The following is a 23,764-nucleotide window of genomic DNA, read 5'->3' as shown; positions in this document are numbered from 1 at the left end:
CCTATTGGTGAAGTCTCGAAGCTTCGTTATTAATCGACGCAAGAATCGGCTCCCACTAAAGCTGACTGGCCTTGTTTAGTCACCCGTCTTGTACCCGACACCGCGGACGGTCAGCACAATCTGCGGGTTTTCCGGATCCAGTTCGATCTTCGAGCGCAGACGCTGAACGTGAACGTTGACGAGTCGAGTATCCGAGGTGTGCTGATATCCCCAGACCTTTTCCAACAACTCATCACGGGAAAAGACCTGCTTCGGACGGGATGCAAGAGTGTGCAATAGGTCAAACTCCAACGGGGTCAGAGAAATCTCCTTGCCATCACGGAACACGGCGTGACCGGGCACGTCGATGGTCAAGTCGCCGACCTCGAGGGTCTCGCTCGGGCTGTCCTCTTGACGACGCAGCCGAGCGCGCACGCGCGCCACGAGCTCCTTCGGCTTAAAGGGCTTCGTGACATAGTCATCCGCACCGGATTCCAGGCCGAGGACCACATCGACTGTGTCGGTCTTCGCAGTCAACATGATGATCGGCACCGCCGATGTCTCTCGCACAGTGCGACAGACATCGACACCACTCATGCCCGGCAACATGAGATCCAGCAGAATCAAATCTGGATTCTCCCGCTCTGCTGCCTTGACAGCTTCGAGGCCATCGTCGACTACTACTGTGTCGAAGCCCTCGCGCTCCATCACCATCGTGAGCATTTCGGCGATGGCCGGATCATCATCAACAACCAGGATTTTTGAGCTCATGCGTCATATTCTAAACGTAAAGCTATCTAGTTCTGTAGTTTCCCGTTGAGGTGGCTAGCGCAGGCGTGCACTGATCCATTCCACAAGGCGGTCCGCCCCATCGTCCCCCGTAAGCATCAGCCATGGTGACTGCCACGAGCCCTCCGCGAACTTTTGGTACGCCGCTAGTGTGCGCTCCTGCAAACCCGAGTCCTTTTCGTAGGCATCCCTAGTTCGCTGCACATCAGAGGCTTCCCGCTTGCGTGCGCGGTCGGCTGCCACTCCCACCGACGTGGCCAGACAGACCTGAACGTCGGGAAGCGGAAGCTGGAAATCCTCGAATTCGGTCTTCTCAATCCACTCGACGATCGCCGGATTCTGTGTGCGAGCCAGGGAGTAGGCCGCGTTGGACGCGACGTAGCGGTCGATAATCAGAACATCGTTCTCGTGCGCTGCATCAACAATCGCTTGACGACGTTCTTTGCGGTCCAGAGCGAACAGGAGTGCCATTGCCCAAGCGGAGTCCGCGGTGTCGCCGAGCTGACCGTGCAAGGCTTGATCGGCGAAATCAGCGAAGATTGTCTGCCGGTACGCCGGAAAGGTCATCGAAGAAACGGAGTGTCCTTGACTTCGGAGTTGATTGGTAACAGCTGTGACAAGCGTGTTCTTGCCAGCACCGTCGATTCCTTCGACTGCGATAATCAAATTCTTCTCCTCGCACACATGGCTGCGGCCTAGCCTTGGCTAGAACTAGTAGCGGTAGTGCTCTGGCTTATACGGGCCCTCGACGTCAACGCCGATGTATTCGGCCTGTTCCTTGGACAGTCGGGTGAGCTCACCGCCGAGTGCCTCGACGTGAATGCGAGCGACCTTCTCATCCAGAATCTTCGGCAGACGGTGGACAGTGTTGTCGTACTTATCACCGTTGCAGTAGAGCTCAATCTGCGCGATTGTCTGGTCGGCGAAGGAGGTCGACATTACGAAGGACGGGTGTCCGGTGGCATTACCCAGGTTGAGCAGGCGCCCCTCGGAAAGCACAATCAGAGAGCGTTCCTCGCCGTCAGCATGCGGGAAGATGTACTCGGTGACCTGCGGCTTGATCTCCACACGACGGACATCATCGCGGTGGTGCAGGCTATGCATGTCGATCTCGTTGTCGAAGTGGCCGATGTTGCCCAGCAGCGCGTGGTTCTTCATCTGCTGCATGTGCTCGAAAGTGATGACGTCCTTGTTGCCTGTGGCGGTGATGACAATGTCGACATCTGCGATGACGCTCTCAGTAGCGACGACGTCGAAACCGTCCATCAATGCCTGCAATGCGTTAATCGGGTCGGCCTCGGTGACCTGAACGCGAGCGCCCTGCCCCGCCAGCGCCTCCGCGCAGCCCTTACCCACATCGCCGTAACCGCAAACCAGCACATTCTTGCCGCCAACCAGCATGTCGGTACCGCGGTTAATGCCGTCCAGAAGGCTGTGGCGGGTGCCGTACTTGTTATCGAACTTGGACTTGGTGACGGCATCGTTGACGTTCATGGCCGGGAATGGCAGCACGCCCTGCTCTGCGAAGTGGTAGAGGCGGTGGACACCAGTGGTGGTCTCCTCTGTGACACCCTTGACCGACTTTGCAATTCGGTGCCAACGGCCGGCATCCTTCTCCAGGCTGGCGCGAAGCATGTCCTTGAAGGCAATAAACTCGTCCGAATCCGACTCTTCTGCTGGCGGCACCAGGCCAGCATCCTCGAATTCCATGCCCTTAATAACAGCCATGGTGGCGTCGCCGCCGTCGTCCAGAATCATGTTGGCATCTTCATCGCCCCAGTCGAAGATGCGGTCGAGGCACCACCAGTACTCCTCCAGCGTCTCGCCCTTCCAAGCGAAAACCGGAACACCCTGCGGGTCCTCCGGAGTGCCGTCTCGCCCAACGACGACAGCCGCAGCGGCCTCATCCTGGGTGGAGAAGATGTTGCAGGAAGCCCAGCGAACCTCTGCGCCCAGCGCCGTCAAGGTCTCGATGAGCACTGCGGTTTGAACCGTCATGTGAATGGAGCCGGAAATACGGGCACCGGCCAGTGGCTGCTGCTCTGCGTACTCTTCGCGCAGCGCCATTAGGCCTGGCATCTCGTGCTCAGCCAGACGAATCTGGTGACGACCGGCCTCAGCCAGGGAGAGGTCTGCAACCTTGAAATCAATGTTCTTCGAGGACATGTAACGCTTTCTCTAGATTCTTTGACGTGAGATTCTTCTTAAAGAATCAGTACTGGGGACGCGAGAATTACTCTACCGCTTCGACGCAGTTTTCCAGCGCCGCCTGGTCAGACTCACTGAGTTCCCCCAGAAGACTATCGAACACCTCGGAGGCGATAGCCAACGCATCCTCCTCGCTGCCGTGTGCCTCCGAGATTCCCTCCCGGATGAAGCTGTAGTCCTCCACAATGTCACCGCCGCTAAATGGCGCACCATTCCAAATTGCAATAATCACAGCCGCCGCGAGTGCGCAGGCCTTCTCATCGCTACTTTCGGAATCCACCCCAATGCGGCCAGCATCAATCAATGCACCAACGCGATCCTGTGAGTCGAGATCCTGAACCTCATCGAAGAGTTCAATGACCGAATCGCTTCCAAAAATCTCAGTCTCCCAGATGGACATGATAGGTGGCCACGCTCCTTTCGCGCTTCGAACCAATTGCCAGTTTTCGTCTTCGACGAGCGCTTTCCGAAGAGCGCTTTTCGACGAGCCCACGGTAATCTGGCCGCCGACCTAATAGCTGTCGTCTGCACGCGCCGCTAGCCGGAAAACCGCATGTGGCCTTACCGAAGTTCTACCCGACTTTTCGCCACTTTTACAGTGCGAGAGACTTATTTAATCCCCTCAACACAATTTTCACCCTAGAGAGAAGATAACGGGCATGTTAAGTTAGTTCCCAGACCTCGTAATGTAACTGTTATCTTTTTCGTTACAGGGCGACCTCACGCATGACACGAAAGGAGTACCTACCATGGTGAAGAAGGCTTTTGGAGCTCTTCTGCTCGCAGCCCTTCCCCTGAGCGTTTCGCTCGTTGGCTGCTCCGATAGCAATGCTGCCGAGGGGGCGAACCCGGAAAACGCCGGCTCTCAGTCGAAAATGGAGACCTCTGCTCCGCTGCCTCCAGTTCCTAGTGATGCCGAGCTGCAGCAGAGCACTGAATCGAATTCGGATTCCTCGCTGACTGAGACGACTGGCAGTCTGGTACCTCGTCCGACCACGCCATCGAGCAGCGAGATTGTAGAGGATCCGTACCTGCCACCGCAGGCGTATATCCCGCCGACTTCCACAAGCTCTAGTACGACAACTCCGACGTCGACCACATCAACACCTCCGACGACCACGGAGACCACAGAGCCCACGTCTGACGACGTTTCTTCGCCGACGCCCAGCAAGCCGGTGCCACTGCTACCGGAAGATAACTCGGAAAAGCCGAACGACAGTCTTCCGGAAGGCGACGGTGACGCAGCAGCTGAGCCGAAGCCGCCTTCATCGCAGGCGGAGTCCCAGTCGGGTACGCAAACCACAACTCCGTCCGAGACTCCTCAGAAAACTCCTTCGAACGAGCCGACGTCCCCGAAGGTGCCGACACCGCCGAACAACCAGGCCCCTTCGAAGGAGAAGGACACCACTGGCGGCAATGGGGCTATCAATAGCAAGATTTCCCCAATCCCGGAAAAGCCGAAGGACTCCGGATTCCTGGGAAATCTCTTCGATAACGACTAGGACTAACCCACCCGCGGGACGGTCGCGACAAAGACGGTTGCCCCGCCTTGGCGCGCAGTCAACTCAATATCGACTGCGTCAACAGCCGGAACCCAGGCCGCATGGCCACTGGGAACCTCAACCACGGAGTCGTCGTGACGCAACGCCACCGTGCCCGCGGTAGACAACACAACCGTGGCGGATTTTTCGTCGAGCAGAACATGTTCGCCCGGCTCCAGGTCCCGCGAACGAAGGCGGAACTCGCGCACCGGCGCGTCATAGTCATTCCAGCCATCATCGGTCAGCCGCGACTGCAGCACCGGATCTGGCAGCGGGCGGAAAGAGAGCACGCGTAGTAGCTCCACGACATCGACATGCTTAGAGGTCAGGCCTCCGCGCAACACGTTGTCGGAGTTGGCCATGATTTCCACGCCCATGCCATTGAGGTAAGCGTGCAACTGTCCCGCACCAAGGTAGATGGCTTCGCCCGGCTGTAAGCGAAGGCGATTAAGCAGCATCGACCCCAGAACTCCCGGGTCCCCCGGATAGTTTCGAGCCAGTTCGCAGGTAGTCTCGGCTACTCGCGAGAACTCCTCGTCCTCGCCACTGTAATCCGCGCACTTAGCAGCCACGGCTTCGACCAGCTCATCGAGGACATCCTGGGGCAACGTCAACCACGTTGTAAACAATGCCCGCAGAGCGCTCTCGTCATCGGCGGCATCGAGCAGTCCCATGTAGTGGTCGAGCTCCGGTACCGCCAGCGCTGCGAGCAGCTCCTTCGTGCGCTCCACCGGGCGGAATCCGGCCAACGCGTCGAAGGTAGTCAGGGCGACAATGAGTTCTGGCTTGTGGTTATTGTCCCGGTAATTGCGGAAATGTGCAGTGGCCGGAATGCCCTCCGCATTTTCGCGTGCAAATCCCTCCTGAGCTTCTGCCAAGGTGGGGTGTGCCTGCAGCGACAGCGGCTCATCGGCTGCGAGCAGTTTCAACAGGAACGGCAGCCTGCCGTTGTCGGTGTCAATTGCGCATCCGAGCGCAGCCGCCGGATCCTGCGCAATGAGCTCATCCAACGGCGTGCCGGCCACTGTGGCCGATGCCAGTGCATGCGCACCAAACCACAGTTCCGCCCAGGGCTTCGATGTGGGAGCGTCCGCACCGGTGATTCTCGCCAAATGTGTACGAGACCCCCAGGGGTACGACTGCAGCACGGGGTCCAACAGCTCCATGCCCGTATCACTCCTCTAATAGTCACTACTGGCGCAAGCACGCCAATCTCACCGAAGCCCCAAAAGCCTTCGGTGACACCCGGCGATTACGCAGAAAACGCCGCAATCGCACCAACTCTGGCTGCAGTAACACATACTTCAACCAGTGGATGATGAGTCTCCGCATCAAGCGCAGGGCACTCCACACGAGCCCATCCAGCCTCGCCGTAGTGGTCCCGGTAGTGGCCCACATTGTTCGGCGCAGCTAAAACAATCGCCCCCAACGGTAGCACTGTCGCCCCTTCATCCCCACCATCTATGAACGGGTCATAGAAAATATCTCGGCTTTCCTGGGGTTCTGCAGCGAGCAATGCGCCCACGCTAAGAGACAATTCGCTTATCGACGACGCTGCCGAGACCACGCCTGCCTCGAGCATCTGTAACGATGCCAGCTCCGCTACCGGCGCCAGCGCCGAGGTCGTCGACACTGCAAGCATTCTGCGGCCTGCCAACCACTGCGCTACCTGCCGCGCGGGGTTAACTGTTTCATCTCGCTGCGGAGCACAAGCCGCAATATCGGCGTCCACCACATCGGCGACTTCCTCGACTACCCCGGCCGGAGCCAGAGCGGTGGCACCACATTCGGTGAGCACGCTGGCGATGACACCGACATAGGCGGTAAAGGACGCGGACTCCGCCATCGCCGGGCGCGGAACCACAACCGTATCGGGACTACCGGCGGCACGCAATGGCCCTTCACCGGGATCCACCACGACCGTGGCTGCTCCTCGCCTATGAGCTTCAGCCAGAGCTGCACCGAGTGGGCTGCCGGGGTTGTCGTCACAGACGATGACCAAATCGAGGGCGCCGACATAACTGGGCAACTGACGCGCAATTACGACCGGGCAGCGGATGTCGTCGGCAAGCGCGCGCACGGATTCGGCGGCGAGCTGCGCCCGACGATTTCCCACGAGGATGACCGCGCTGCGCGGCAGTGGAAGTTGAGCAAACGCTCCCCCGCGAGTCGCGGAGGCAGCAGCTCTGAGACCTGCGCCGGCAGTGGCCATACGGTAGAACAGGGCCTCTTGGCGCGGGTTATGGGAGGAGTCGAATGACGAGGTCATACTCCCAAGCATGCCTGAAAACGGGCGTGTGGGGTTGATTAACCGCGGATGATGCCGAGAACTTCGTCGACAAGCGCATCGACCTCAGCACGCGTCGGCGCCTCGACGTTCAGACGCAGCAGCGGCTCCGTATTGGAGGCCCGGACGTTGAACCACGCCTTGGAGTCCGCCAGCTCAATGGTCAGGCCATCCATCCAGTCCGAGGACTCGGTGCGATCGGCAAAGGCAGTCTCGATTTCCTTCTGCTTTGCCTGCTGCTCCTCTGCGCTGCCCAGGCGGGAATTAATCTCGCCGGAGGCCTCGTAGCGGTTGTACTCGGCCATGAATTCGCTCAGTGGCTTATCCTGCTCTGCCAGTGCGGCCAGGACATGCATGGCGGCGAGCATGCCGGAGTCAGCGTTGAAGAATTCCTTGAAGTAGTAGTGCGCCGAATGCTCGCCACCAAAAACAGCACTGTGCTCGGCCATTTGCGCCTTAATAAAGGAGTGCCCAACACGGGTACGAACCGGGGTTCCGCCGTTTTCCACAATCATCTCCGGCACGACGTGTGAGGTAATCAGGTTATGGATGATAGCCGCGCCCGGGTTCTGCTCCAGGTAGCGGGTGGCCACCAACGCACAGATGGCCGATGGGCTGACCGGGTTGCCCTTCTCGTCGACGACGAAGCAGCGGTCAGCGTCGCCATCGAAGGCAATACCGATGTCTGCGCCCTGCTCCACCGTGAACTTCTGCAGGTCAACGAGGTTGGCGGGTTCCAATGGGTTGGCCTCGTGATTCGGGAAGTTGCCGTCGAGCTCAAAGTAGAGGTCAGCAACATCCATGTCTTCTCCGAGCACTGCCGGGACTGTCAGTCCTCCCATACCGTTACCGGCATCGACTGCGACCTTCAGACGACGGCCGGAGCGGATGTCGACCAGCCCATGGAGGAACGCCGCGTAATCCTGCAGAACATCCTCGTGATCAATTTCACCCGGAGTGCCGGTGTACTCCGGGATTCCGTCGACAAGCAGATCCTTAATCTGAGCAAGCCCTGTCTCCTGCCCAATCGGACGTGCCAGCGAACGGCACATCTTGATGCCGTTGTATTCAGCCGGGTTGTGGCTGGCAGTGAACATCGCGCCCGGGCATTCCTTTACTCCGGAGGCGAAATACAGCTCGTCCGTAGAGGTCAGGCCGAGCAAGGTAACATTGAGCCCCTGTGCAGCCGCGCCACCGGCGAAACTAGCCGCCAACTCCGGTGAGGACTCACGCATATCGTGGCCAACTACGGCACGTGTTGCGCCCTCTGAACGCATGATGTGTCCGAAGGCGGCGCCGATGGCTCCGACAAGGTCCGCGTCGATGCCCTCACCGACAACACCGCGCACGTCATAGGCCTTGATGACAGCATCCAAATCGGAACGATTGTAAGTGCCCACGAAAAACCTCTCTGGGTAAGTATCAGTTTTGTGAAAAATGATACTAGCCACAGAGAGGCTCTCACAAAGAAATGCCGCGGCAAGATGGCATGAGCTGGGGCACGGCGCCCGGCCCGTTAGTCGTCCGAATCCTCCGGATCGCGAACTACATGCAGGTGACCGCGCGCGGATTTCCGCGTCGACGGGTGACGACTGGAATCAATCTTGTAGGTCTGAGGACGGTTGTCGACCTCATCCCGCAGCACCAGGCCAGTCGCGTTGCGGCCAGCTTCACGGACGGCTTCCGCCAGTGCGGTCAAATCATCATCGTCCTGGGCGGGCGTCGGCACGTCGTAACGCACGAGCTCCCACCCCAGCGGTGCGGTGATAGAACGCGCGTGCTTCTCACAGAGATCCCAGCTATGCGGTTCGGACGCGGCGGCGAGCGGACCCACCACAGCCGTCGACTCCGCGTAGGCATACGTCAACGTAGCTACGGCAGGTTTGCCACAGCCGGGCCGGCAACAACGTCTAAAAACACTCACGGCATCAAAGTCTAGACCCTAACTTTAAGTTTCGATAGTTTTTCTCCCACTCGGGCGTTTTTCGCTTTCCGACGCTCCCCCGGGGCACCCCAGCCTTACCCAGTAAACCTGCGACATGGCCGGAAGCTGGCCTCACCCACGTTGACGATCCGACCGATTAAGCTCAACAAATATGAATTCATCGGCTTATACTCCGCGCTCTTTGCGACGCTCACTGCGACGCGGTCGCGGACCTCGGGGACCTCTGTTGCCGCCGGAGGTACCCCGCTGGAAGAGCCGTTCAGAAGCTTTTGACCAGGCGGTTATTGACGCCTACGCCCCATTGGATCAGCGCTGGTCCCGACAACTGTCACACCTGGACATCGCCATCGACACGATTCCTCGCATGCAGTTACGCCCGGACATGTACTTCCCGGAAGAGATTGTCGCTGACGGACCTGTACCACTGGGACGGCTTATCCCCGCTGGCATTGACCGCGTAGGCAACCCCACCCGCCCCTGCGTAGTAGTGTTCCGCCGCCCCATTGAGCGCCGTGTCTCGGGCCGAGTGGAACTCGACCAGATGCTGCAATATGTACTGACCCGCCTGGTAGCGGTATATCTGGGCATTGACCCGGTTGAGGTGGACCCTAGTTTCAACGAGAACTTCCTGTAGAAAGCTTTCTCCTAAGGAGCTCCCTAGAGACCGGGTTAATAGACAAACAGTGTGTGATTCTCAAGATAGTAACTGGTCAGGCCCCATAAATTACCGGCTGCACGCGTGAATACGGGCTGCAAATGTGAAACTGTGCAAGTTTATGACACTTTCAGGCCGGTAGGTTCAGGCGGTGAATGCATCACCACTTTCGACCAGGAGAAGTAGTGAAGCAAACCCGCCGAACGAAATACAGTGCCATCAAACCGATTGCGCTTCAACACATCGCCAACGGGGCATCAGCAAGCGCAGTTGGACGTGAGTTAGGGATACCCTCACCAACAGTCAGGCGGTGGGCGCGACAAGCCGGAATTGAGATCCAGCACCAATCGCACTACCCGAAGGTCTCGATGATGCATAAGCATCGCGTGATCTACGAGATGCTTATGGCCGGCTCATATAGTGTTGCCGAGATTGCCGCGCAGGCTGGGGTGTGCACAACCACGGTGTATAACCGGCGGGCTAGTTTAACCACTATGAATACCCGCAGCCGGATAACACCTGGTGATGTATCTCGTGTTGGTACTGGTCGGCGGCTAGGGCTGACGGAACGCTTAATTATTGCCGATTGCCTGCGGGCAGGTCATTCGCACCGGCGTATCGCCCAGATAGTCTGTCGTAGTCAATCCACTATCAGTCGTGAAATCGCACGCAACAGCGTCGATGGTATCTACGATGCCTATCACGCTGATCAGGCCAGCCGCGGGCGTCTTGCTCGTCCAAAGCCGCGCAAACTCGATGACAATCGATTCTTACGCGCCCAGGTTGTCAATCTGCTCAACCGTGGCGCCTCGCCGCGTCAGGCCAGTGGCAGGTTGGCTGCACTGTGGGGTGATAATACGTCCATGACTATTAGCCACGAGTCGATTTACCAGGCCCTTTACGTACAAGGGGCAGGCAGCTTGCGCAAAGAACTTGTGTTTGAAAAGTCCTGCCGGACTACCCGGCCAGGGCGTAAACCCCGCTCGCTTCTCGCAGGGGTGCCCAAGCCACGTGGAAAACGCTGGACTCATGATGCCAATATTTCACTTCGCCCAGCCGAAGCCAATGATCGTGCGGTACCCGGTCATTGGGAAGGCGATTTGATTATTGGCGCAGATGGCACCAGTGCTTTAGCGACGTTGGTGGAACGCCGCAGCAGGTTTGTGCTGCTCGGCAGACTCGGCACTGACCATACTGCCGCCAGTGTCAATGAGGTGATGGTACGGATGATTCGTCGGCTCAAAGAGTCGATGGACACCACGATTTCGACGTTGACCTGGGACCAAGGGGTGGAGTTTGCCAAACACACGGAGTTTTCTGTCGCGGAGAATATCCAGGTGTTTTTCGCCGATCCGCATTCGCCGTGGCAGCGAGGTAGCAATGAGCGGATGAACCGGGATATCCGGTTTTATTTCCCCAAAGGCACCAACTTTACCGATGTCACCGACCAAGAGGTCGCCGAGGCGGAAGCATTGCTGAATAACCGGCCGCGGGTAGTGCTCGACGGGTTAACTCCCCGGGAGGTAATCTCTGGTGTTATCCATGATGCAATGACCGCCTGACCCTACCGGCCATTTTTCGGGCGATTTTTGTCATAAACGCAGTCAGTAACTCGCATTAAGAACTAAGCGACAAAAGGGCCCACCCAGCGACATGCTGAGCGGACATATTTTCGTCTATTAACCCTAGAGAGCAGGAAAAACTCGTTCACCGAAAAATCCCCCAGGGTATTACCCAAGGGGAAACTGCGAGGTCGAGCGAAGGATAAAATACAGACCCGGCTGCCCTAGCCAATCTGCCGCTTCAAACGGCGGCGCTCACGCTCAGAGAGGCCACCCCAAATACCGAAGCGCTCATCATGCTCGAGAGCAAACTCCAGGCATTCATCTCGCACACCACAAGCACGACAAATACGCTTTGCTTCGCGAGTGGATCCACCCTTCTCAGGGAAGAAAGCTTCTGGATCGGTCTGGGCACACAGAGCTTGCTCCTGCCAGTCCTGATCGACGGCTTCAAACAACCCCGAAAGGTCATCTGCCCACTCTGTCAACGGCCGAGGCTGGTTTTCAGAGGAGCTATCATTCACAGCGATGTCACCCGCATTCGTCTCACTATCCACAGCAGAGCCGCCATCAAACATGCTGGACTTTTCCATGCCGAGGGCCTCCTGATGGTTGTTGCTGCGGGTCTTTAAATTGGGCTTAGTGTGCGAAACACACATTTGTGATTACACACGTGTAACCCACCATCGGTCAAGCCGAATAGAGAATTTGCCCCAATACTTTTCATTGCCCCTGAAGCCCCTCCCCCCGCGTTGGGGATTAAGTTCAGGTTGAAGGATGGCCCCCGAACTCTAAACCTGCCACCTGAACTCAATCACATTCGCCACATGCCTCTCACCAGCACCTTTGGCGACACTTCGGCAACTCTAATCAGATATTGCCGGCAAAAGTCTGACACGCCGAAGGCTGCAGACTAGACATCCGTCGAAAAACGTACTCCGTGATCGGGGATCTGGACACCCGGCCACACACGGATACCGTTGATCAATTCACAGCGCGCACCAACGACGGCACCCTCGCCGATAATGGCATCACTGATGACCGTTCGCGGGCCAATATCGGCACCATCGGCAATCACAGAGCGCTCGATCACAGCACCGGCACCGATGCGTGCGCCGTCGAAGATCACCGATTGATCAATCCGAGCTCCCGCACCAATCTCCGCCCCACGGCCGACAACAGAGCCACCGTAGAGAAGAGCGCCGCCACCGACCGACGCAGATTCGTCGACAAGCGCTTCGCCGTGCTTACCCTCTAGAAGTGGTGACGGCGCGATACCGCGGACCAAATCGGAGGAGCCGCGGACGAAGTCACCCGGAGTCCCCATGTCACGCCAGTAGGCGTAATCAACGTGACCGTAGACGTTCATACCGCGGTCAAGCAGCGCTGGGAAGATTTCACGCTCAACGCTAATGGGGCGACCAGCCGGAATCGACTCGATAATCTCGCGGCGGAACACGTAGATACCGGCATTAATCTGATCGGTCGGCGGATCCTGGGTCTTCTCCAGGAACTCCAGGACGCGCCCATCCTCATCGGTCGGAACACAGCCAAACGCGCGTGGATCCGGCACACGGACGAGGTGCATCGTAACGTCCGCATCCTTCTCCGCATGAGTACCCAATACCGCGCGCAAGTCGGTACCGCCGAGGACATCGCCGTTGAAAACCATCGCGGTGTCATAGCGCAGCTTGTCTAGGACGTTTCGGATACCGCCACCGGTTCCCAGCGGCTCAGCCTCAAAGACGTATTCAATTTCGAGACCCAAATCCGAACCGTCGCCGAAGTGTTCTTCAAATACTTCAGCTCGGTAGGAGGTGCCCAATACCACGTGCTTCATACCTGCTGCACGAATGCGGCCAAGCAGATGCTCCAGGAATGGATGCCCTGCCGTGGGCAGCATCGGCTTCGGCGTATTCACGGTAAGGGGACGCAAACGCGTACCTTGCCCGCCAACCAGAATGACAGCGTCAGTCTGTTCAGCCAACGTGGCTCCCGCCTGCTGTGCAGCATCCGCTCCCGGCTGGAAGGCGGAGCCATGCCCAGCACTCGGACGAACTTCGGTAGTCATGAAATCGGTAACTTTCTTCGATGGATCATTCCAACAGTTAATTAATTCCTACGCTTTTTGACCGCGATTATGACTTTGCCACGCAGGAACAGCCCCAAACGCAATGCCAGTCGCACAGGTGCCAGCGCCGGCCCCGGCAGGCGATCTGACATAAAACGGTATGCCGACTCGTGATGGGCCTTTACGGTAATTTCCGGGTGCTTACTGGCAGAATGTCCCTGCGCGTGACGTATCTCTGCACGGGGACAGAAAACATTGCTCCAACCGGCCTTGCCCAGTCGGTCACCCAAATCCACGTCCTCCATGTACATGAAGTAGCGGGTATCAAAGCCATCAATCTGGTCGAACGCATCCCACCGCAGCAGCAGGCATGCGCCCGACAACCATCCCGCCGATCGCTCACGATCCATATCCGTGTCATCCCGGTAGTGACGTGAGAAAGGGTTAGTAGGCCAGATATCGGCAAGCAGCGCGTGTCCGATACCGCTGACAAGTTTAGGAACCGCGCGTGCCGACGGGTACACGCTGCCATCCGCCTCGCGAATCAGCGGACCAATCGCTCCAGCTTTGGGATTGCGCTGCGCGCATTCCAACAGAACATCGATTGCGCCAGGGGCAAACACCACGTCAGGGTTGACCAGCATGACGTAATCAGGATTGATTTCACCAGCACGGCGAGCCCGCCCCAGCTCCGCAATGCCACGGTTGGCGGCCGCGCCATAGCCAATGTTGCCGCCGGTGCGCAGAAGCTGAACATCCGCTCCGGTCTCCTTGGCCCGAGCTTCTTCCTTCTCCACGGAACCATCCGTCGAGCCGTTGTCGGCCATAATCAGACGCGTGAAGGCACTGGCGGCGGGGCCCAGCGAATCCACCAGCTTGCTCAGGTGCTCACCGGGCGAAAAGGTCACGGTGACCACACCGAGCGGAAGCTGCGAGGGTTGCGGGGAATTCGAGGTTTCAATCACAAACCTAGACCCTAGGTCAGGACTGCTCGCAAAGTGTCCTGCCACTCCGGAAGTGCATGTAGACCTACCTCACTCCATGCCGAACCATCCAACACGGACCAGGCCGGACGTGGGGCCGGACGTGGGAACTCACTGCTGGTACAAGCCACCACACGCTGCGGATCGTGACCGGTGAGCCGAAACACTTCGCGAGCCACCTCGAACCATGTCGCCTCACCGCTGCCCGTGACATGGAAGGTGCCGGTCGGTGCGCTGCTCGGTTCAGACAACACACGTTCGGACAACTCCCAGATAGCCCCGGCGAGATCACCAACAAAGGTGGGGTTACCGTGCTGATCGTCAACGACCTTAATAATTGCCGGGTTGCCCTGGTCGTCAGTCGCCGTCTCTGCCAGACGAATCATCGTGGAAACGAAGTCCTTGGCCTCCGGCTGTGTGGGCCCCGACCAGACCCACGCCGTGCGCAAAATAGCGAAACGCGCACCCGAATCATGCACATTACTCTCCCCCACTAACTTGGTACGTCCGTACATAGTCCGAGGCGCGGTGAAATCATCAACTCGCAGCGCTCGACGCTGCCCCGTCATCTCATCGATTGCTACATCACCAAAGACATAGTCGGTGGAGATGTGAATGAGATACGCGTCTTCCTTTTTCGCCCGAGCCGCCAAGTACTTCGGTCCAAGTGCATTGATAAGGTGCGCCGAACCGGGATCGGATTCTGCGCCATCGACATCGGTCGCCGCTGCCGCGTTAATGATGATGTCGACGTCGTCAAGCAGAGGCGTTGCCTCCACAGCAGCCGAATCAGTGATATCCAACTGTGCCCGAGTGAGAGCGCGCACCTCAACATCGGCGGCAAAAGGATCACACTGAAGCGCAGTACCCAGCTGTCCCGCCGCACCAGTTATGGCGACAATGGGACGCCGCGAGTTGCTGTGGGTTGGTCCAGGAGTGGCGAAATGCGAGACTGAAATTTCGGACATATTCTTCTTTATCACTATCGTAGATACGATTGACACTGTGTTGAGGTGTAACCGCACACGGTTGGACGGTTAAGGTTTATGTAGTTTCCGCAGCTGCTTACTGCGCTCCACGATGTGTGGAATGCCCACGCAGACATGCAGCACAAATTATATTTTCGAAAAACGGTTTAAGAGGAGCCCCGGTTTGAGCAGCCACACGCCACGCGCGCGTCACGCACGCGATATTCAAGCGCCACCGTCCTCTGCAGAGAGTACAGCCCAAGCTTGGCCGCCGATGCTACGCAATGCGCTTGTGCTGCTCTCAGCCATTATCCTGGTTATTTCCGCAGTTGGCTGGTGGACACTTGGTAGGACCACCGACAACTTGGGTTCGGGTGGCGACTTCGGTCTGGGCAGTGAGAAGGACGGTGCAACCGATATTCTGCTCGTCGGCTCCGACTCTCGCACCGATGCCCAGGGCAACCCGCTGACTCCGGAAGAAGTTGAGCTTCTGCGTGCTGGCGACGAAGAAGCCACGAATACAGACACGATTATTGTGATTCGTGTTCCTGCCGATGGTTCTTCAGCGACGGCAATTTCCATTCCGCGCGATACCTATGTCCACACCAATCGCCTAGGCAACACAAAGATTAATGGTGTCTACGGCAACACAAAGCAAATGGTGGAAGAGGAACTCGCAGGAAGCGGGGCCTCGCCGGAAGACATTGAGCGTCGCTCGACCGAGGCCGGACGTAGAGCTCTGATTGAAACCATTAGCGACCTCAGCGGTATCACCGTTGACCACTACGCAGAAGTTGGCCTGCTCGGCTTCGTCCTGCTCACCGATGCCATCGGCGGTGTCGATGTATGTCTGAATGAGGCTGTCTACGACGAGTTCTCGGGTGCAGATTTCCCAGCGGGCTCACAGACATTGAAGGGCGCCGACGCGCTCTCATTCGTCCGCCAGCGCCATGGTCTGCCCCGCGGTGACCTCGACCGAATTACTCGCCAGCAGGTCTTCATGGCCTCGTTCACCAATAAGCTGCTCGGCGCTGGCACGCTGTCTAATCCCGCGAAGCTGTCTGAACTGGGCAACGCCGTCCAGCGTTCGGTGGTGCTCGACGACAACTGGGATGTCACCGGATTTGCCACCCAGATGCAGGGCCTCAGTGGTGGCAACGTGAAGTTTGAAACTATCCCGGTGACCTCGATTGACGGTGTCGGTGACTATGGCGAGTCGGTGGTCACAATCGATAAGGGCCAGGTTCACCAGTACTTCGAGACCCTGCTGGGCACCAAGGAAGAAAAAGCTCCGGCGAAGGAAGAAGACGAAAAGAAGGCTGACCCCAACGCGGCTGAAACTACAGTCAGCGTTTACAACGCCACAGGCATCGAAGGTTTGGCCAGCGGCGTCTCAGGCTTCTTAACGGAAAAGGGCTACACCCAGGGAGAGGTCGGCAACGCTGAGTTCGCCGGCGTTGCCTCCAGCCAGATCAATGCGGCTGACCCAGAGGATCCGGCAGCTCAGGCCATCTCTGAAGCACTCGGTGGCGTACCGATTGTCCACGATCCATACCTCGATCCACACCACATCTCAGTGACAATTGCCGGTGACTACGAAGGCCCGGGATTGACATCAGAGGGAATGGCCGCTGATTCGGGCGACGGTGCCGAACCCGCGCCTGAAGTCGAAGATGGTTCCAATGGCGATGTCATCGGCCAGGAAGGCGGGGCAATTCCGCAGGAAGATCGCCCCGCTATCGACGCCGCCGGCGTGACCTGCGTGAACTAGGCCCGTCCCTTCGGGGAGACCTCAGCGACATGTTCGATGAGGTTATATTCCTCAATTGCGGCCAAGGCCTCCTTGGCCTCCTGTTCGTCCAGCACGTTCATGATGAACCCGTTCTGGACGAACACCCAATCACCTGCCACCAGCTCAGGCACGTACATTGCCGAGCATTGCCGCTTCTGCCCCGCCATATCCACCGTCGCCATCGGCAATGGACCATCGGCGATTGCCAAAACCCGGGCAGGAATTCCAAGACACATCGTGTTACTTCGTCCTCTCCACTACAGTCGGGCGTCCGCCGAACCAGGGCTATCCGTTGTTATATTGTCCGCAGGTGCACCGGCATGTTCCTGCATCGTGAATGTCATCACTCCCGCAGGTGCCGAACTACACGGTAGGCACGGATCAGCGGCCCAAATCGACTTCTCGACCCCCGCAGTCTCCCCGCCACCGCACAGCTGCTCGGTTAGCATACGCGTCAGCCAGGGTTCATTCTGCGCAGTCGGTGTCATAATCTGACAATCCGTAATGATGCCGTCAGCTCCTGCCGTATAACGATGCACTAACAGCCCACGTGGCCCGTCAATCATCCCGACACCGCTGCGAGGTTCTTCAAAGTCAGCATTCTCAATCGCCGTCGCAGCATTCGGATTGCACACATGGTCGCCGAGCAGCTCCCCGTCGGCAAGCACCCGCTTCGCCCAGGCCACGGTGTCGGCGAGAAGCTGGCGTTGGGCGTCGCGTGGGCTGATTCCACGCTTATCGACGACAACCTGCCTGGAGACCGGCCCCACCCGGTAGAAATCTGCCCGCTGACCTTCACAGCCATCCTTGCCCAGCTCCTTCGAGGCATCAAACACCGGTCTGGGAGCGGCATCGCCCGGACGGGATTCCCGAACACGTGTAGGCCAATCAGCAGCCGGGAAAAACTGCGCTGCGGTATCGGTGTCGTGCCGCGCGACTGCCAGGTAATTTCCCAGCGGAGCCAGCTCACCGTCAGCATCGACGACTGCGACGTCGAGACCGTCAAAAGTATCCGTCCAAGCATCAGGAGCATCAGGGGCGACAAGAGGCGCCACTTCCTTGATTACCGCCATCTCAGCCAGCGCCTCCAGAGCACTTTCTGCCTCAGTAACTAACGTCGTATCCACTGCCGCGCGCACACCGCCAGGGACGGCGACATCTGGGAAATGCGACGGTGCCCCCGCTGCACGCATCAGAGCTTTTCCCGCACGCTTCATTGCCCGCGCCCCCTCGCGGTCGGCGGCCACAAACTTGGTCGCTAGATTATCCAAGGTCGACCCGGCCGCCAGCAGCTCTCGAATCAACTGTGCGGTGCGGGGAATATCGGAAATCCCGTAGAGGTCCTCCACCGCCCGTACACCTGCAAGATGATGCACAACCGGGCACAGGCCACACAGCCGCTTGGTGATATCTGGCACATCTAATGCCTGCTTGCCCACGAGCATCCCGTCGATACGCGGCAGCCCTGAAAGGTCGAAGGACACCTGTGTGATGGCGCCGTTGTCATCGCGATAGACATCCAGTCGTGCCTCGAATGGGTCAACAAGCTCATCGAGCTGGATGTGCTGGGTAACCGGAACGGATTTGGATGACATGGTCCGCCTGCGCCTCCTTCGCGCTGAGTACTTCGCCATAATGGTATCTGTGCATGAGCTTGGATTGTTGACCAGCGTGGTGGAAAAGATTGCCGAGGTCTGCCCGGGACGTACCGTGACAAAGGTGTCAATGCGTGTGGGCGACCGCTCCGGGGTCGTCTACGATTCCCTCATCGCCGCATGGCCTGTGGCCAGTGCCGCGACGCAGTGTGAGGGCGCCGAGTTAGATGCCGAGCTCATTGTCTCGACGGTCTACTGCCCCACCTGCGAGGCTGAGCATGAAATTGATGAATTCTATGCTCTAACCTGCCCTGTCTGCGGCACCCCAACTGCGGATTTGCGGCACGGCCGCGAGTTTGAAATCTCCAGTATTGAGGTCAACGCTGAGGGCGAGGGTTAGACGTCACTGGCGCGCTCGTCGGCAAGCCAGCTGTCGATGAGCTCGCGCGCAACCTCAGTCGCCTCCTCAATGCCGCCAAGTGCCGTGTTGCTGAGCCCCACCACCATGTCGGCAGACTCGTAGACCACTCCCACCACACCGACGCGCTCAGGCTCCTGCCCCAGCAGTCGCGCCGCGGTGAGCAAATCCAGCAAGCCGACCTGATGCGCGGACAGCTTTGCCGCCAATAGTCTAGGGATCTGGTCACCGACGAGCTTGACGACGGTACCGGGATCCCCCGGACCAGCGAGAGCGTCGAGCAACAATAGGTTCTTGGCCTCCTGCACGATGGGCAGCAACTCCATACCGCAGGTGCCACCATCGATGTAGGCAACCGCACCCGTCCATTCGTCCCCTCGCCCGGCGAGGTTCGCAGGATCATCGAGGTTAGAGGGCGACCAGACCAGATGCGCAGAATCCCCGGCCTGCGTTGTCTGCCCCATGCCTGCAGATTCCAGTTCTGGGGCAAGGCGCCTCAGCAGCTCGAGACCAATGCCGTCGTCGCCCATGACGGGGTTGCCGATGCCAAGAACCGTCACCAACGGAGTGCCAGCATCAGCACCGGTGACTGCGTCGGACACCTTATCGTTACCCAATGATCTCCTATCCAATGCGTGGAGAGTCAACCGGTTGCGTGCCGCGCGGTAGCCAGACAGAGCCACCAATCATCGAGGACAGACCACCGTGGTTGTGTACCGCATCGGAGCGGATAACCAGGTAGACGTGAATGATGGCGAAGAGCCAAATCAGGTACATGATGATTGTGTGAATCAGGCGGAAGTAGCCGATGCCAATCCAGTGCGTGGGCATAGCCAACAGCTGGAAGAACCAGTTGGACTGGTCCATCATCGCGTATAGCGACAAACCTGTGAGCATCTGGATGAAACACATCGCGTAAATGCCGGTGTACGCCAGCTGCTGCAGCGGATTGTGTGCGAAGTAGAACGGCCCTTCCTTGCGCAGGAAGAGGTAGTACTGCATCGTGTGCCAGAGGTCTTTAACATCCTGCTTGTTATAAATCGGCCATAGCGCACGCCATCGTGTTTGTCGGTCGTGGGTAACAAACAGCAGAATGACACGCCATAGCCCCACCGCGATCCATAGGAATCCGGCTAAGAAGTGCGCGAAACGGACATATCCCATCGCGAATCCCGCGGCCGAGCCGTCATAGGTGCGCTCAGTCAAATAGGGCTGCATGATGTACCAGCCAGTAAAGGTCATCACCAACATCAGCGCCAGGTTCAACCAATGTTGAACGCGCAGCGCCCATCCCCACAGGTGAACCTCGACCCACGAACCGGAGCCCTTCTTGTTCTCCGCAATGGCCTCGTCGAGTTTCCGCAGCCCCATTGCCACGAATCCTTCGAAGATGAACTCTCCGATGATATTTCCGTCTTTGTCAATGGGCGCAAGCGCGACGCCCATGCTGCGGTGCCCGCGACCATGATGCATGTTCGCGTTACGACGAAGTAGAACGCCTTCCTCACGGGACATCGTGGATGCCTCAACGACCGCATTCAATTCACCGCGCATGATGGCGACATCGACCGTTTGATCCGCAATGTTGAGGCCGTGCACCTTGGCAATGGAGTAACGGCGGTCAGGCGTCGCCGGGTCGTAGGAATCCGGGGTCAGTTTCATCAGTGGCGTGCCGTCGAGGTGGAAAAGATCGTCACGACGACGACGCAAGCTGACCTTTAGCGCAAGGTCGACAGGATCGCGGGAGTCGTCCGGGACAATTGCTGCGGCCTGAATGACCTCGGATGGCGACAACCAGTGGCTGGTGTGTGCGTCAATAACCGCAATAACCAGGGGGTTGCCCTTGGAATCTTTTAGTCGCAGTTCCGGATTTTCACTCACTGGGGGTGTCATGCCGTCGTCACCTTAAACATTTCCTGACCAGCCGGATCCAAAATGTGGACTGCGCAGGCCATACATGGATCGAAGGAATGAATCGTGCGAAGTGGTTCAAGCGGCTGCTCGGGATCAACCAGCGGATGTGTGCCATCGCCAGCCAGCGCGTGCTCGTATGGGCCAAGCTGCCCCTTCGGGTCACGGCCACCGGCCAGCCACGTGGTGGGAACCACGGCTTGGTAGTTGGTCACCTTGCCATTTTCAATTTTGACCCAGTGGCTGAGCATGCCACGAGCGACCTCGAGGAAGCCCACGCCCTGGCACTTTTCCGGCCACGTGGTCGGCTCCCAACGGCTGTTGTCGAAGACATCGATGTCGCCGTTCTTCAGGGCCTCAACGAACTCCGGGAAAATGTGATCTGCCAAGTAATTGGCGGTGGTCACAGACTCCACAGCACGTGCGTAGGTGCGTCCCGCAGTGGAGTTCATCTGCTCAATGCGCAGGTCGAGCTTATCCATGACCTCGTCGACCAGGCGCATTGTCTCCGGCTCCTTCTGCAGGTATGCCAACAGCACACGAGCAACCGGGCCAACTTGAACAGCGCGACCGTCGTAACGCGGCGCCTTCGACCAGGTGTACTTTTCATTGTCCGACAACCACTCGTACGGCGGCTTCGGGCCGGTGTAGTTCACAGTTGTTTCGCCGTCGTACGGCTTGAGGCCGACATCATCGCCGGCTTCCTGCGTATACCAGGCGGAGTTGATGAATTCCTCGATCTTTTCCGGCTGGAATGGGTGGAGCTTGGTGTAGTCACCGTCGAGAATGACACCGGGCTTGATGTCTGGATGCACGGTCTGGACACGGGACTTAGCCGGGTCGCCGGAGTAAGTGGCGCCGGCCATGCCTACCGCCAGGAAGCTGTCGGAGGAGCGACCGATGTCGAAGTAGTCCTTGTAAACGCTCATGATGGCGACTGCATCTGGGTAGAAGCAGTCATTGACGAACTCCACGATCTCGTCGATCCAGGACTTGATCTGATCAATGCCGACTTGGTTGACCGTCTCAGAGCGTTCCGGGTCGATGGAGCACGCCATGCCTCCGACCAGGAAGTTCGGGTGTGGATTCTTACCGCCGAAGACGGTGTTAATGCGGATGATAGAGCGCTGGAAAGCCAAGGCGTCGAGGTAGTGCGACACTGCCATCAGGTTGGCCTCAGGTGGCAAGCGGTAGTCCTCATGTCCCCAGTAGCCGCCGGTGAAGATGGACAGCTGGCCGGAGTCCACAATGCCCTGCACGGTCTCCTTGACCCGGGCGAAGGTTTCTTCGTTGTTGCCCTTCCACGTCGAGCCGATCGACTGCGCGAACTCAACGGTCTTCTTCGGATCTGCCTCGAGAGCCTTCGTGACATCAATCCAGTCCAGACCGTGAAGATGGTAGAAGTGCACGACGTGGTCGTGAATCTCCTGCGAGCCAATCACCAGGTCGCGAATACGACGTGCCTGCGGGGGCGGTGTCGAGCCAATGGCATCTTCGACAGCGGCAATGGACGCCACCGAGTGAGTACCCGTGCACACACCACAGATACGACCAACGAATGCCCAGACATCGCGAGGATCGCGGTTTTTCACAATGGTTTCGATACCGCGGAACTGAGTAGTCTCACTCCACGCGGTTTTGATCTGGTCTCCCTCGCGTTCCAGCTCAATGCGAAGGTGTCCCTCGATTCGGGTAATCGGGTCGATTACAACTTTTTCCGTAGCCATGTCCTATGCCCCCTTAGTTGTCCTTCGAATCGGATGCTGTCTCGCTCTGCGTGCCTGGTGCGTTTGAAGGAAGGTCGACCATCGGTGGCTTCCGGCCTTCCACACCACCAAACGCAGCCAACACCTTTTCTTCGCCGTTGGAGCGCCTTATCTTCAGTTCCTTCACCAGTGTGAGTCCGCCATGGACCGCGGCACCTGCGGCAGTGGCAGCCAGCAGTCCAACGCCGACCGTGTTCACGCTGGACTCCACTCCAATACCCGGGATTCCCGGCAGCTTGTCGTAGAACGGAGTGAACTGGTCGAAGAAGTCCTTCTCAGTACAGCCAATACATGGGTGACCAGCACCAATTGGCCAACCGGACTTAAGGTTCCACTGCACGATTGGGCATGGGCTAAACGTGGATGGCCCCTTACAGCCGACCTCGTAAAGGCACCAGCCGTTTCGTGCGCCTTCGTCGTCGAAGGTTTTCACGAACTGACCGGCATCGTAATGCGCGCGACGCGGGCAGGAGTCGTGAATACGCTGGTCATAGGCAAACTTTGGCCGCCCCTCAGCGTCGACCTCCGGTGTCTTGCCATAAGTGAGTACGTACGTCAGGGTGGCCGTAATCACCTCACCAATCGGCGGACAACCAGAGACGTTAATCACCGGCTTGTCCTTGATAATCTCATCGACACCCTTGGCACCGGTCGGATTCGGCTTAGCAGCCTGGACAGAACCCCAGACTGCGCAGGCACCAACGGCCAGGATTGCCGTGGCCTTCTCAGCAGCCTCGAGCAGCACCTGTTCTGCCGACTTACCGCCAATGGTGCAGTACGCACCGTTCTCGCCGGTCGGAATCGAGCCATTGACCACCAGAATGTGATCCTCGGCATTCATGTCGTCCAAAGCCTTTTCAGCCGCATGCCCGGACGGTGCCATGAGCAGCTCGTTGTAGTCCATCGAAACCAGGTTCAGCACCACATCTTCAGCAGTGGTGCCTCCGGAACGCAATACGGATTCCATACATCCGGTACATTCCTGCAACTGCAGCCAAGCCACCTTCGGCTTCTTTACAGCCGAGAGCTTATCTGCGATTTCCTCCGCCGAGGGAGTCAGTGACTGCGCCGCAGCCTCACCGACATTCGGAGTTCCGGCGGCAAAAATTGCCGCCATAGTGCCACAAAACTTCATGAAACTGCGCCGTGAGACACCAGCTCTAGCGAGGTTTTCGCCGAGGGTCCCTTCCTGCCAATTCGCGCCACTAATCATTTTTTCGCTGCGCCTTCTGCTTAGTTATTAGGAATATTGGTTTCGAGGTTTTACAACTACCAAGGCCCATTGCCTATACAT

The 23,764-nt window shown here is 58.3% G+C and carries 23 protein-coding genes; 5 read left to right on the top strand and 18 right to left on the bottom strand.

From position 1 onward, the window contains the following. Window positions 1-75 precede the first annotated feature (75 nt). The 4 genes from mtrA to HMPREF1206_RS04595 all read right to left on the bottom strand — a co-directional run bounded on the left by mtrA (window position 76) and on the right by HMPREF1206_RS04595 (window position 3,376). Window positions 76-750, bottom strand: a complete 675-nt coding sequence (gene mtrA / locus HMPREF1206_RS04610) for an MtrAB system response regulator MtrA (protein WP_016422206.1) — start codon at window positions 748-750, stop codon at window positions 76-78. Between the two features lie 54 nt (window positions 751-804). Continuing rightward, the gene (locus HMPREF1206_RS04605; RefSeq protein ID WP_042389188.1) at window positions 805-1,434 is read right to left on the bottom strand and encodes a dTMP kinase; all 630 of its coding nucleotides are present in this window, start codon (window positions 1,432-1,434) and stop codon (window positions 805-807) included. A 45-nt stretch (window positions 1,435-1,479) separates the two neighbouring features. Next, window positions 1,480-2,934 carry an adenosylhomocysteinase gene (gene ahcY, locus HMPREF1206_RS04600; protein WP_016422204.1) on the bottom strand — a complete coding sequence of 485 codons (1,455 nt, stop codon included), beginning with the start codon at window positions 2,932-2,934 and terminating at the stop codon, window positions 1,480-1,482. A 67-nt stretch (window positions 2,935-3,001) separates the two neighbouring features. Then, window positions 3,002-3,376, bottom strand: a complete 375-nt coding sequence (locus tag HMPREF1206_RS04595; RefSeq protein WP_016422203.1) for a DUF4259 domain-containing protein — start codon at window positions 3,374-3,376, stop codon at window positions 3,002-3,004. 349 nt (window positions 3,377-3,725) lie between these two features. Between HMPREF1206_RS04595 and HMPREF1206_RS04590 the strand changes: the two genes are divergently transcribed. After that, window positions 3,726-4,478, top strand: coding sequence for a hypothetical protein (locus HMPREF1206_RS04590; protein ID WP_016422202.1), 753 nt, complete (start codon window positions 3,726-3,728; stop codon window positions 4,476-4,478). Between the two features lie 2 nt (window positions 4,479-4,480). Here HMPREF1206_RS04590 and manA read toward each other — a convergent pair whose 3' ends face one another. The 4 genes from manA to HMPREF1206_RS04570 form a co-directional block, all read right to left on the bottom strand. Then, window positions 4,481-5,683 carry a mannose-6-phosphate isomerase, class I gene (gene manA, locus HMPREF1206_RS04585; protein ID WP_016422201.1) on the bottom strand — a complete coding sequence of 401 codons (1,203 nt, stop codon included), beginning with the start codon at window positions 5,681-5,683 and terminating at the stop codon, window positions 4,481-4,483. Between the two features lie 86 nt (window positions 5,684-5,769). Further along, window positions 5,770-6,786, bottom strand: coding sequence for a hypothetical protein (locus HMPREF1206_RS04580; RefSeq protein ID WP_016422200.1), 1,017 nt, complete (start codon window positions 6,784-6,786; stop codon window positions 5,770-5,772). A gap of 38 nt (window positions 6,787-6,824) precedes the next feature. Further along, window positions 6,825-8,204 carry a phosphomannomutase/phosphoglucomutase gene (locus tag HMPREF1206_RS04575; protein WP_081636711.1) on the bottom strand — a complete coding sequence of 460 codons (1,380 nt, stop codon included), beginning with the start codon at window positions 8,202-8,204 and terminating at the stop codon, window positions 6,825-6,827. Between the two features lie 116 nt (window positions 8,205-8,320). Then, entirely contained in the window at window positions 8,321-8,728 is a 408-nt protein-coding gene (locus HMPREF1206_RS04570) for a DUF3499 domain-containing protein (protein ID WP_005509890.1), read from the bottom strand. A 172-nt stretch (window positions 8,729-8,900) separates the two neighbouring features. On the opposite strand from HMPREF1206_RS04570, the gene HMPREF1206_RS04565 reads away from it, so the two are divergent. After that, window positions 8,901-9,383, top strand: a complete 483-nt coding sequence (locus HMPREF1206_RS04565; protein ID WP_016422197.1) for a metallopeptidase family protein — start codon at window positions 8,901-8,903, stop codon at window positions 9,381-9,383. 389 nt (window positions 9,384-9,772) lie between these two features. After that, window positions 9,773-10,966, top strand: a complete 1,194-nt coding sequence (locus tag HMPREF1206_RS10950) for an IS30 family transposase (RefSeq protein WP_231367176.1) — start codon at window positions 9,773-9,775, stop codon at window positions 10,964-10,966. Window positions 10,967-11,190: 224 nt separating this feature from the next. Here the strand turns inward: HMPREF1206_RS10950 and HMPREF1206_RS04555 are convergent, their stop codons facing one another. The 4 genes from HMPREF1206_RS04555 to rfbD all read right to left on the bottom strand — a co-directional run bounded on the left by HMPREF1206_RS04555 (window position 11,191) and on the right by rfbD (window position 14,988). Further along, window positions 11,191-11,559, bottom strand: a complete 369-nt coding sequence (locus tag HMPREF1206_RS04555; protein ID WP_005510060.1) for a WhiB family transcriptional regulator — start codon at window positions 11,557-11,559, stop codon at window positions 11,191-11,193. Window positions 11,560-11,879: 320 nt separating this feature from the next. Then, the gene (locus HMPREF1206_RS04550) at window positions 11,880-13,037 is read right to left on the bottom strand and encodes a sugar phosphate nucleotidyltransferase (protein WP_016422195.1); all 1,158 of its coding nucleotides are present in this window, start codon (window positions 13,035-13,037) and stop codon (window positions 11,880-11,882) included. 41 nt (window positions 13,038-13,078) lie between these two features. Continuing rightward, on the bottom strand, window positions 13,079-14,002 hold the full coding sequence (locus HMPREF1206_RS04545) for a glycosyltransferase family 2 protein (RefSeq protein WP_016422194.1): 924 nt from the start codon (window positions 14,000-14,002) through the stop codon (window positions 13,079-13,081). An 11-nt stretch (window positions 14,003-14,013) separates the two neighbouring features. Continuing rightward, window positions 14,014-14,988, bottom strand: coding sequence for a dTDP-4-dehydrorhamnose reductase (rfbD, locus tag HMPREF1206_RS04540; RefSeq protein ID WP_016422193.1), 975 nt, complete (start codon window positions 14,986-14,988; stop codon window positions 14,014-14,016). 184 nt (window positions 14,989-15,172) lie between these two features. On the opposite strand from rfbD, the gene HMPREF1206_RS04535 reads away from it, so the two are divergent. After that, on the top strand, window positions 15,173-16,759 hold the full coding sequence (locus HMPREF1206_RS04535) for an LCP family protein (RefSeq protein WP_016422192.1): 1,587 nt from the start codon (window positions 15,173-15,175) through the stop codon (window positions 16,757-16,759). Here the strand turns inward: HMPREF1206_RS04535 and HMPREF1206_RS04530 are convergent. Further along, window positions 16,756-17,016 carry a HypC/HybG/HupF family hydrogenase formation chaperone gene (locus HMPREF1206_RS04530; protein ID WP_016422191.1) on the bottom strand — a complete coding sequence of 87 codons (261 nt, stop codon included), beginning with the start codon at window positions 17,014-17,016 and terminating at the stop codon, window positions 16,756-16,758. The two genes, HMPREF1206_RS04535 and HMPREF1206_RS04530, sit on opposite strands and share 4 nt — an antisense overlap. 21 nt (window positions 17,017-17,037) lie before the next feature. Next, complete coding sequence (locus tag HMPREF1206_RS04525) at window positions 17,038-18,375, bottom strand: nickel-dependent hydrogenase large subunit (RefSeq protein WP_016422190.1); 1,338 nt, start codon at window positions 18,373-18,375, stop codon at window positions 17,038-17,040. A gap of 40 nt (window positions 18,376-18,415) precedes the next feature. Here HMPREF1206_RS04525 and HMPREF1206_RS04520 point away from each other — a divergent pair, with 40 nt between their 5' ends. Further along, window positions 18,416-18,775, top strand: a complete 360-nt coding sequence (locus tag HMPREF1206_RS04520; protein WP_016422189.1) for a hydrogenase maturation nickel metallochaperone HypA — start codon at window positions 18,416-18,418, stop codon at window positions 18,773-18,775. Here the strand turns inward: HMPREF1206_RS04520 and HMPREF1206_RS04515 are convergent. From HMPREF1206_RS04515 to HMPREF1206_RS04500, 4 genes are all read right to left on the bottom strand, one after another. Beyond that, window positions 18,772-19,356: a hydrogenase maturation protease gene (locus HMPREF1206_RS04515; protein ID WP_042389177.1), complete on the bottom strand. Its 585-nt coding sequence runs from the start codon at window positions 19,354-19,356 to the stop codon at window positions 18,772-18,774. The two genes, HMPREF1206_RS04520 and HMPREF1206_RS04515, sit on opposite strands and share 4 nt — an antisense overlap. 61 nt (window positions 19,357-19,417) lie before the next feature. Continuing rightward, entirely contained in the window at window positions 19,418-20,686 is a 1,269-nt protein-coding gene (cybH, locus tag HMPREF1206_RS04510; RefSeq protein WP_016422187.1) for a Ni/Fe-hydrogenase, b-type cytochrome subunit, read from the bottom strand. Further along, window positions 20,683-22,431, bottom strand: coding sequence for a nickel-dependent hydrogenase large subunit (locus HMPREF1206_RS04505; protein ID WP_016422186.1), 1,749 nt, complete (start codon window positions 22,429-22,431; stop codon window positions 20,683-20,685). The genes cybH and HMPREF1206_RS04505 overlap by 4 nt, the downstream gene beginning before the upstream one ends. Window positions 22,432-22,444: 13 nt before the next feature. Then, entirely contained in the window at window positions 22,445-23,683 is a 1,239-nt protein-coding gene (locus HMPREF1206_RS04500) for a hydrogenase small subunit (protein ID WP_016422185.1), read from the bottom strand. Window positions 23,684-23,764: the final 81 nt, after the last annotated feature.

Origin of the sequence: Corynebacterium sp. HFH0082 (assembly GCF_000411235.1) — a bacterium.
GTDB classification, from domain to species: Bacteria; Actinomycetota; Actinomycetes; order Mycobacteriales; family Mycobacteriaceae; genus Corynebacterium; species Corynebacterium jeikeium_D.
This window is presented reverse-complemented; position numbering and strand designations above follow the sequence as displayed.

Bases quoted from the DNA above. Each gene is read 5' to 3' on its own strand.
- HMPREF1206_RS04520 (WP_016422189.1), top strand. From the start codon at position 18,416: ATGGTATCTGTGCATGAGCTTGGATTGTTGACCAGCGTGGTGGAAAAG.
- HMPREF1206_RS04590 (WP_016422202.1), top strand. From the start codon at position 3,726: ATGGTGAAGAAGGCTTTTGGAGCTCTTCTGCTCGCAGCCCTTCCCCTG.
- HMPREF1206_RS04555 (WP_005510060.1), bottom strand. From the start codon at position 11,559: ATGGAAAAGTCCAGCATGTTTGATGGCGGCTCTGCTGTGGATAGTGAG.
- HMPREF1206_RS04530 (WP_016422191.1), bottom strand. From the start codon at position 17,016: ATGTGTCTTGGAATTCCTGCCCGGGTTTTGGCAATCGCCGATGGTCCA.
- HMPREF1206_RS04565 (WP_016422197.1), top strand. From the start codon at position 8,901: ATGAATTCATCGGCTTATACTCCGCGCTCTTTGCGACGCTCACTGCGA.
- rfbD (WP_016422193.1), bottom strand. From the start codon at position 14,988: ATGTCCGAAATTTCAGTCTCGCATTTCGCCACTCCTGGACCAACCCAC.
- cybH (WP_016422187.1), bottom strand. From the start codon at position 20,686: ATGACACCCCCAGTGAGTGAAAATCCGGAACTGCGACTAAAAGATTCC.
- HMPREF1206_RS04525 (WP_016422190.1), bottom strand. From the start codon at position 18,375: ATGTCATCCAAATCCGTTCCGGTTACCCAGCACATCCAGCTCGATGAG.
- HMPREF1206_RS04505 (WP_016422186.1), bottom strand. From the start codon at position 22,431: ATGGCTACGGAAAAAGTTGTAATCGACCCGATTACCCGAATCGAGGGA.
- HMPREF1206_RS04500 (WP_016422185.1), bottom strand. From the start codon at position 23,683: ATGATTAGTGGCGCGAATTGGCAGGAAGGGACCCTCGGCGAAAACCTC.
- HMPREF1206_RS04595 (WP_016422203.1), bottom strand. From the start codon at position 3,376: ATGTCCATCTGGGAGACTGAGATTTTTGGAAGCGATTCGGTCATTGAA.
- HMPREF1206_RS04580 (WP_016422200.1), bottom strand. From the start codon at position 6,786: ATGACCTCGTCATTCGACTCCTCCCATAACCCGCGCCAAGAGGCCCTG.
- mtrA (WP_016422206.1), bottom strand. From the start codon at position 750: ATGAGCTCAAAAATCCTGGTTGTTGATGATGATCCGGCCATCGCCGAA.
- manA (WP_016422201.1), bottom strand. From the start codon at position 5,683: ATGGAGCTGTTGGACCCCGTGCTGCAGTCGTACCCCTGGGGGTCTCGT.
- ahcY (WP_016422204.1), bottom strand. From the start codon at position 2,934: ATGTCCTCGAAGAACATTGATTTCAAGGTTGCAGACCTCTCCCTGGCT.
- HMPREF1206_RS04550 (WP_016422195.1), bottom strand. From the start codon at position 13,037: ATGACTACCGAAGTTCGTCCGAGTGCTGGGCATGGCTCCGCCTTCCAG.
- HMPREF1206_RS10950 (WP_231367176.1), top strand. From the start codon at position 9,773: ATGATGCATAAGCATCGCGTGATCTACGAGATGCTTATGGCCGGCTCA.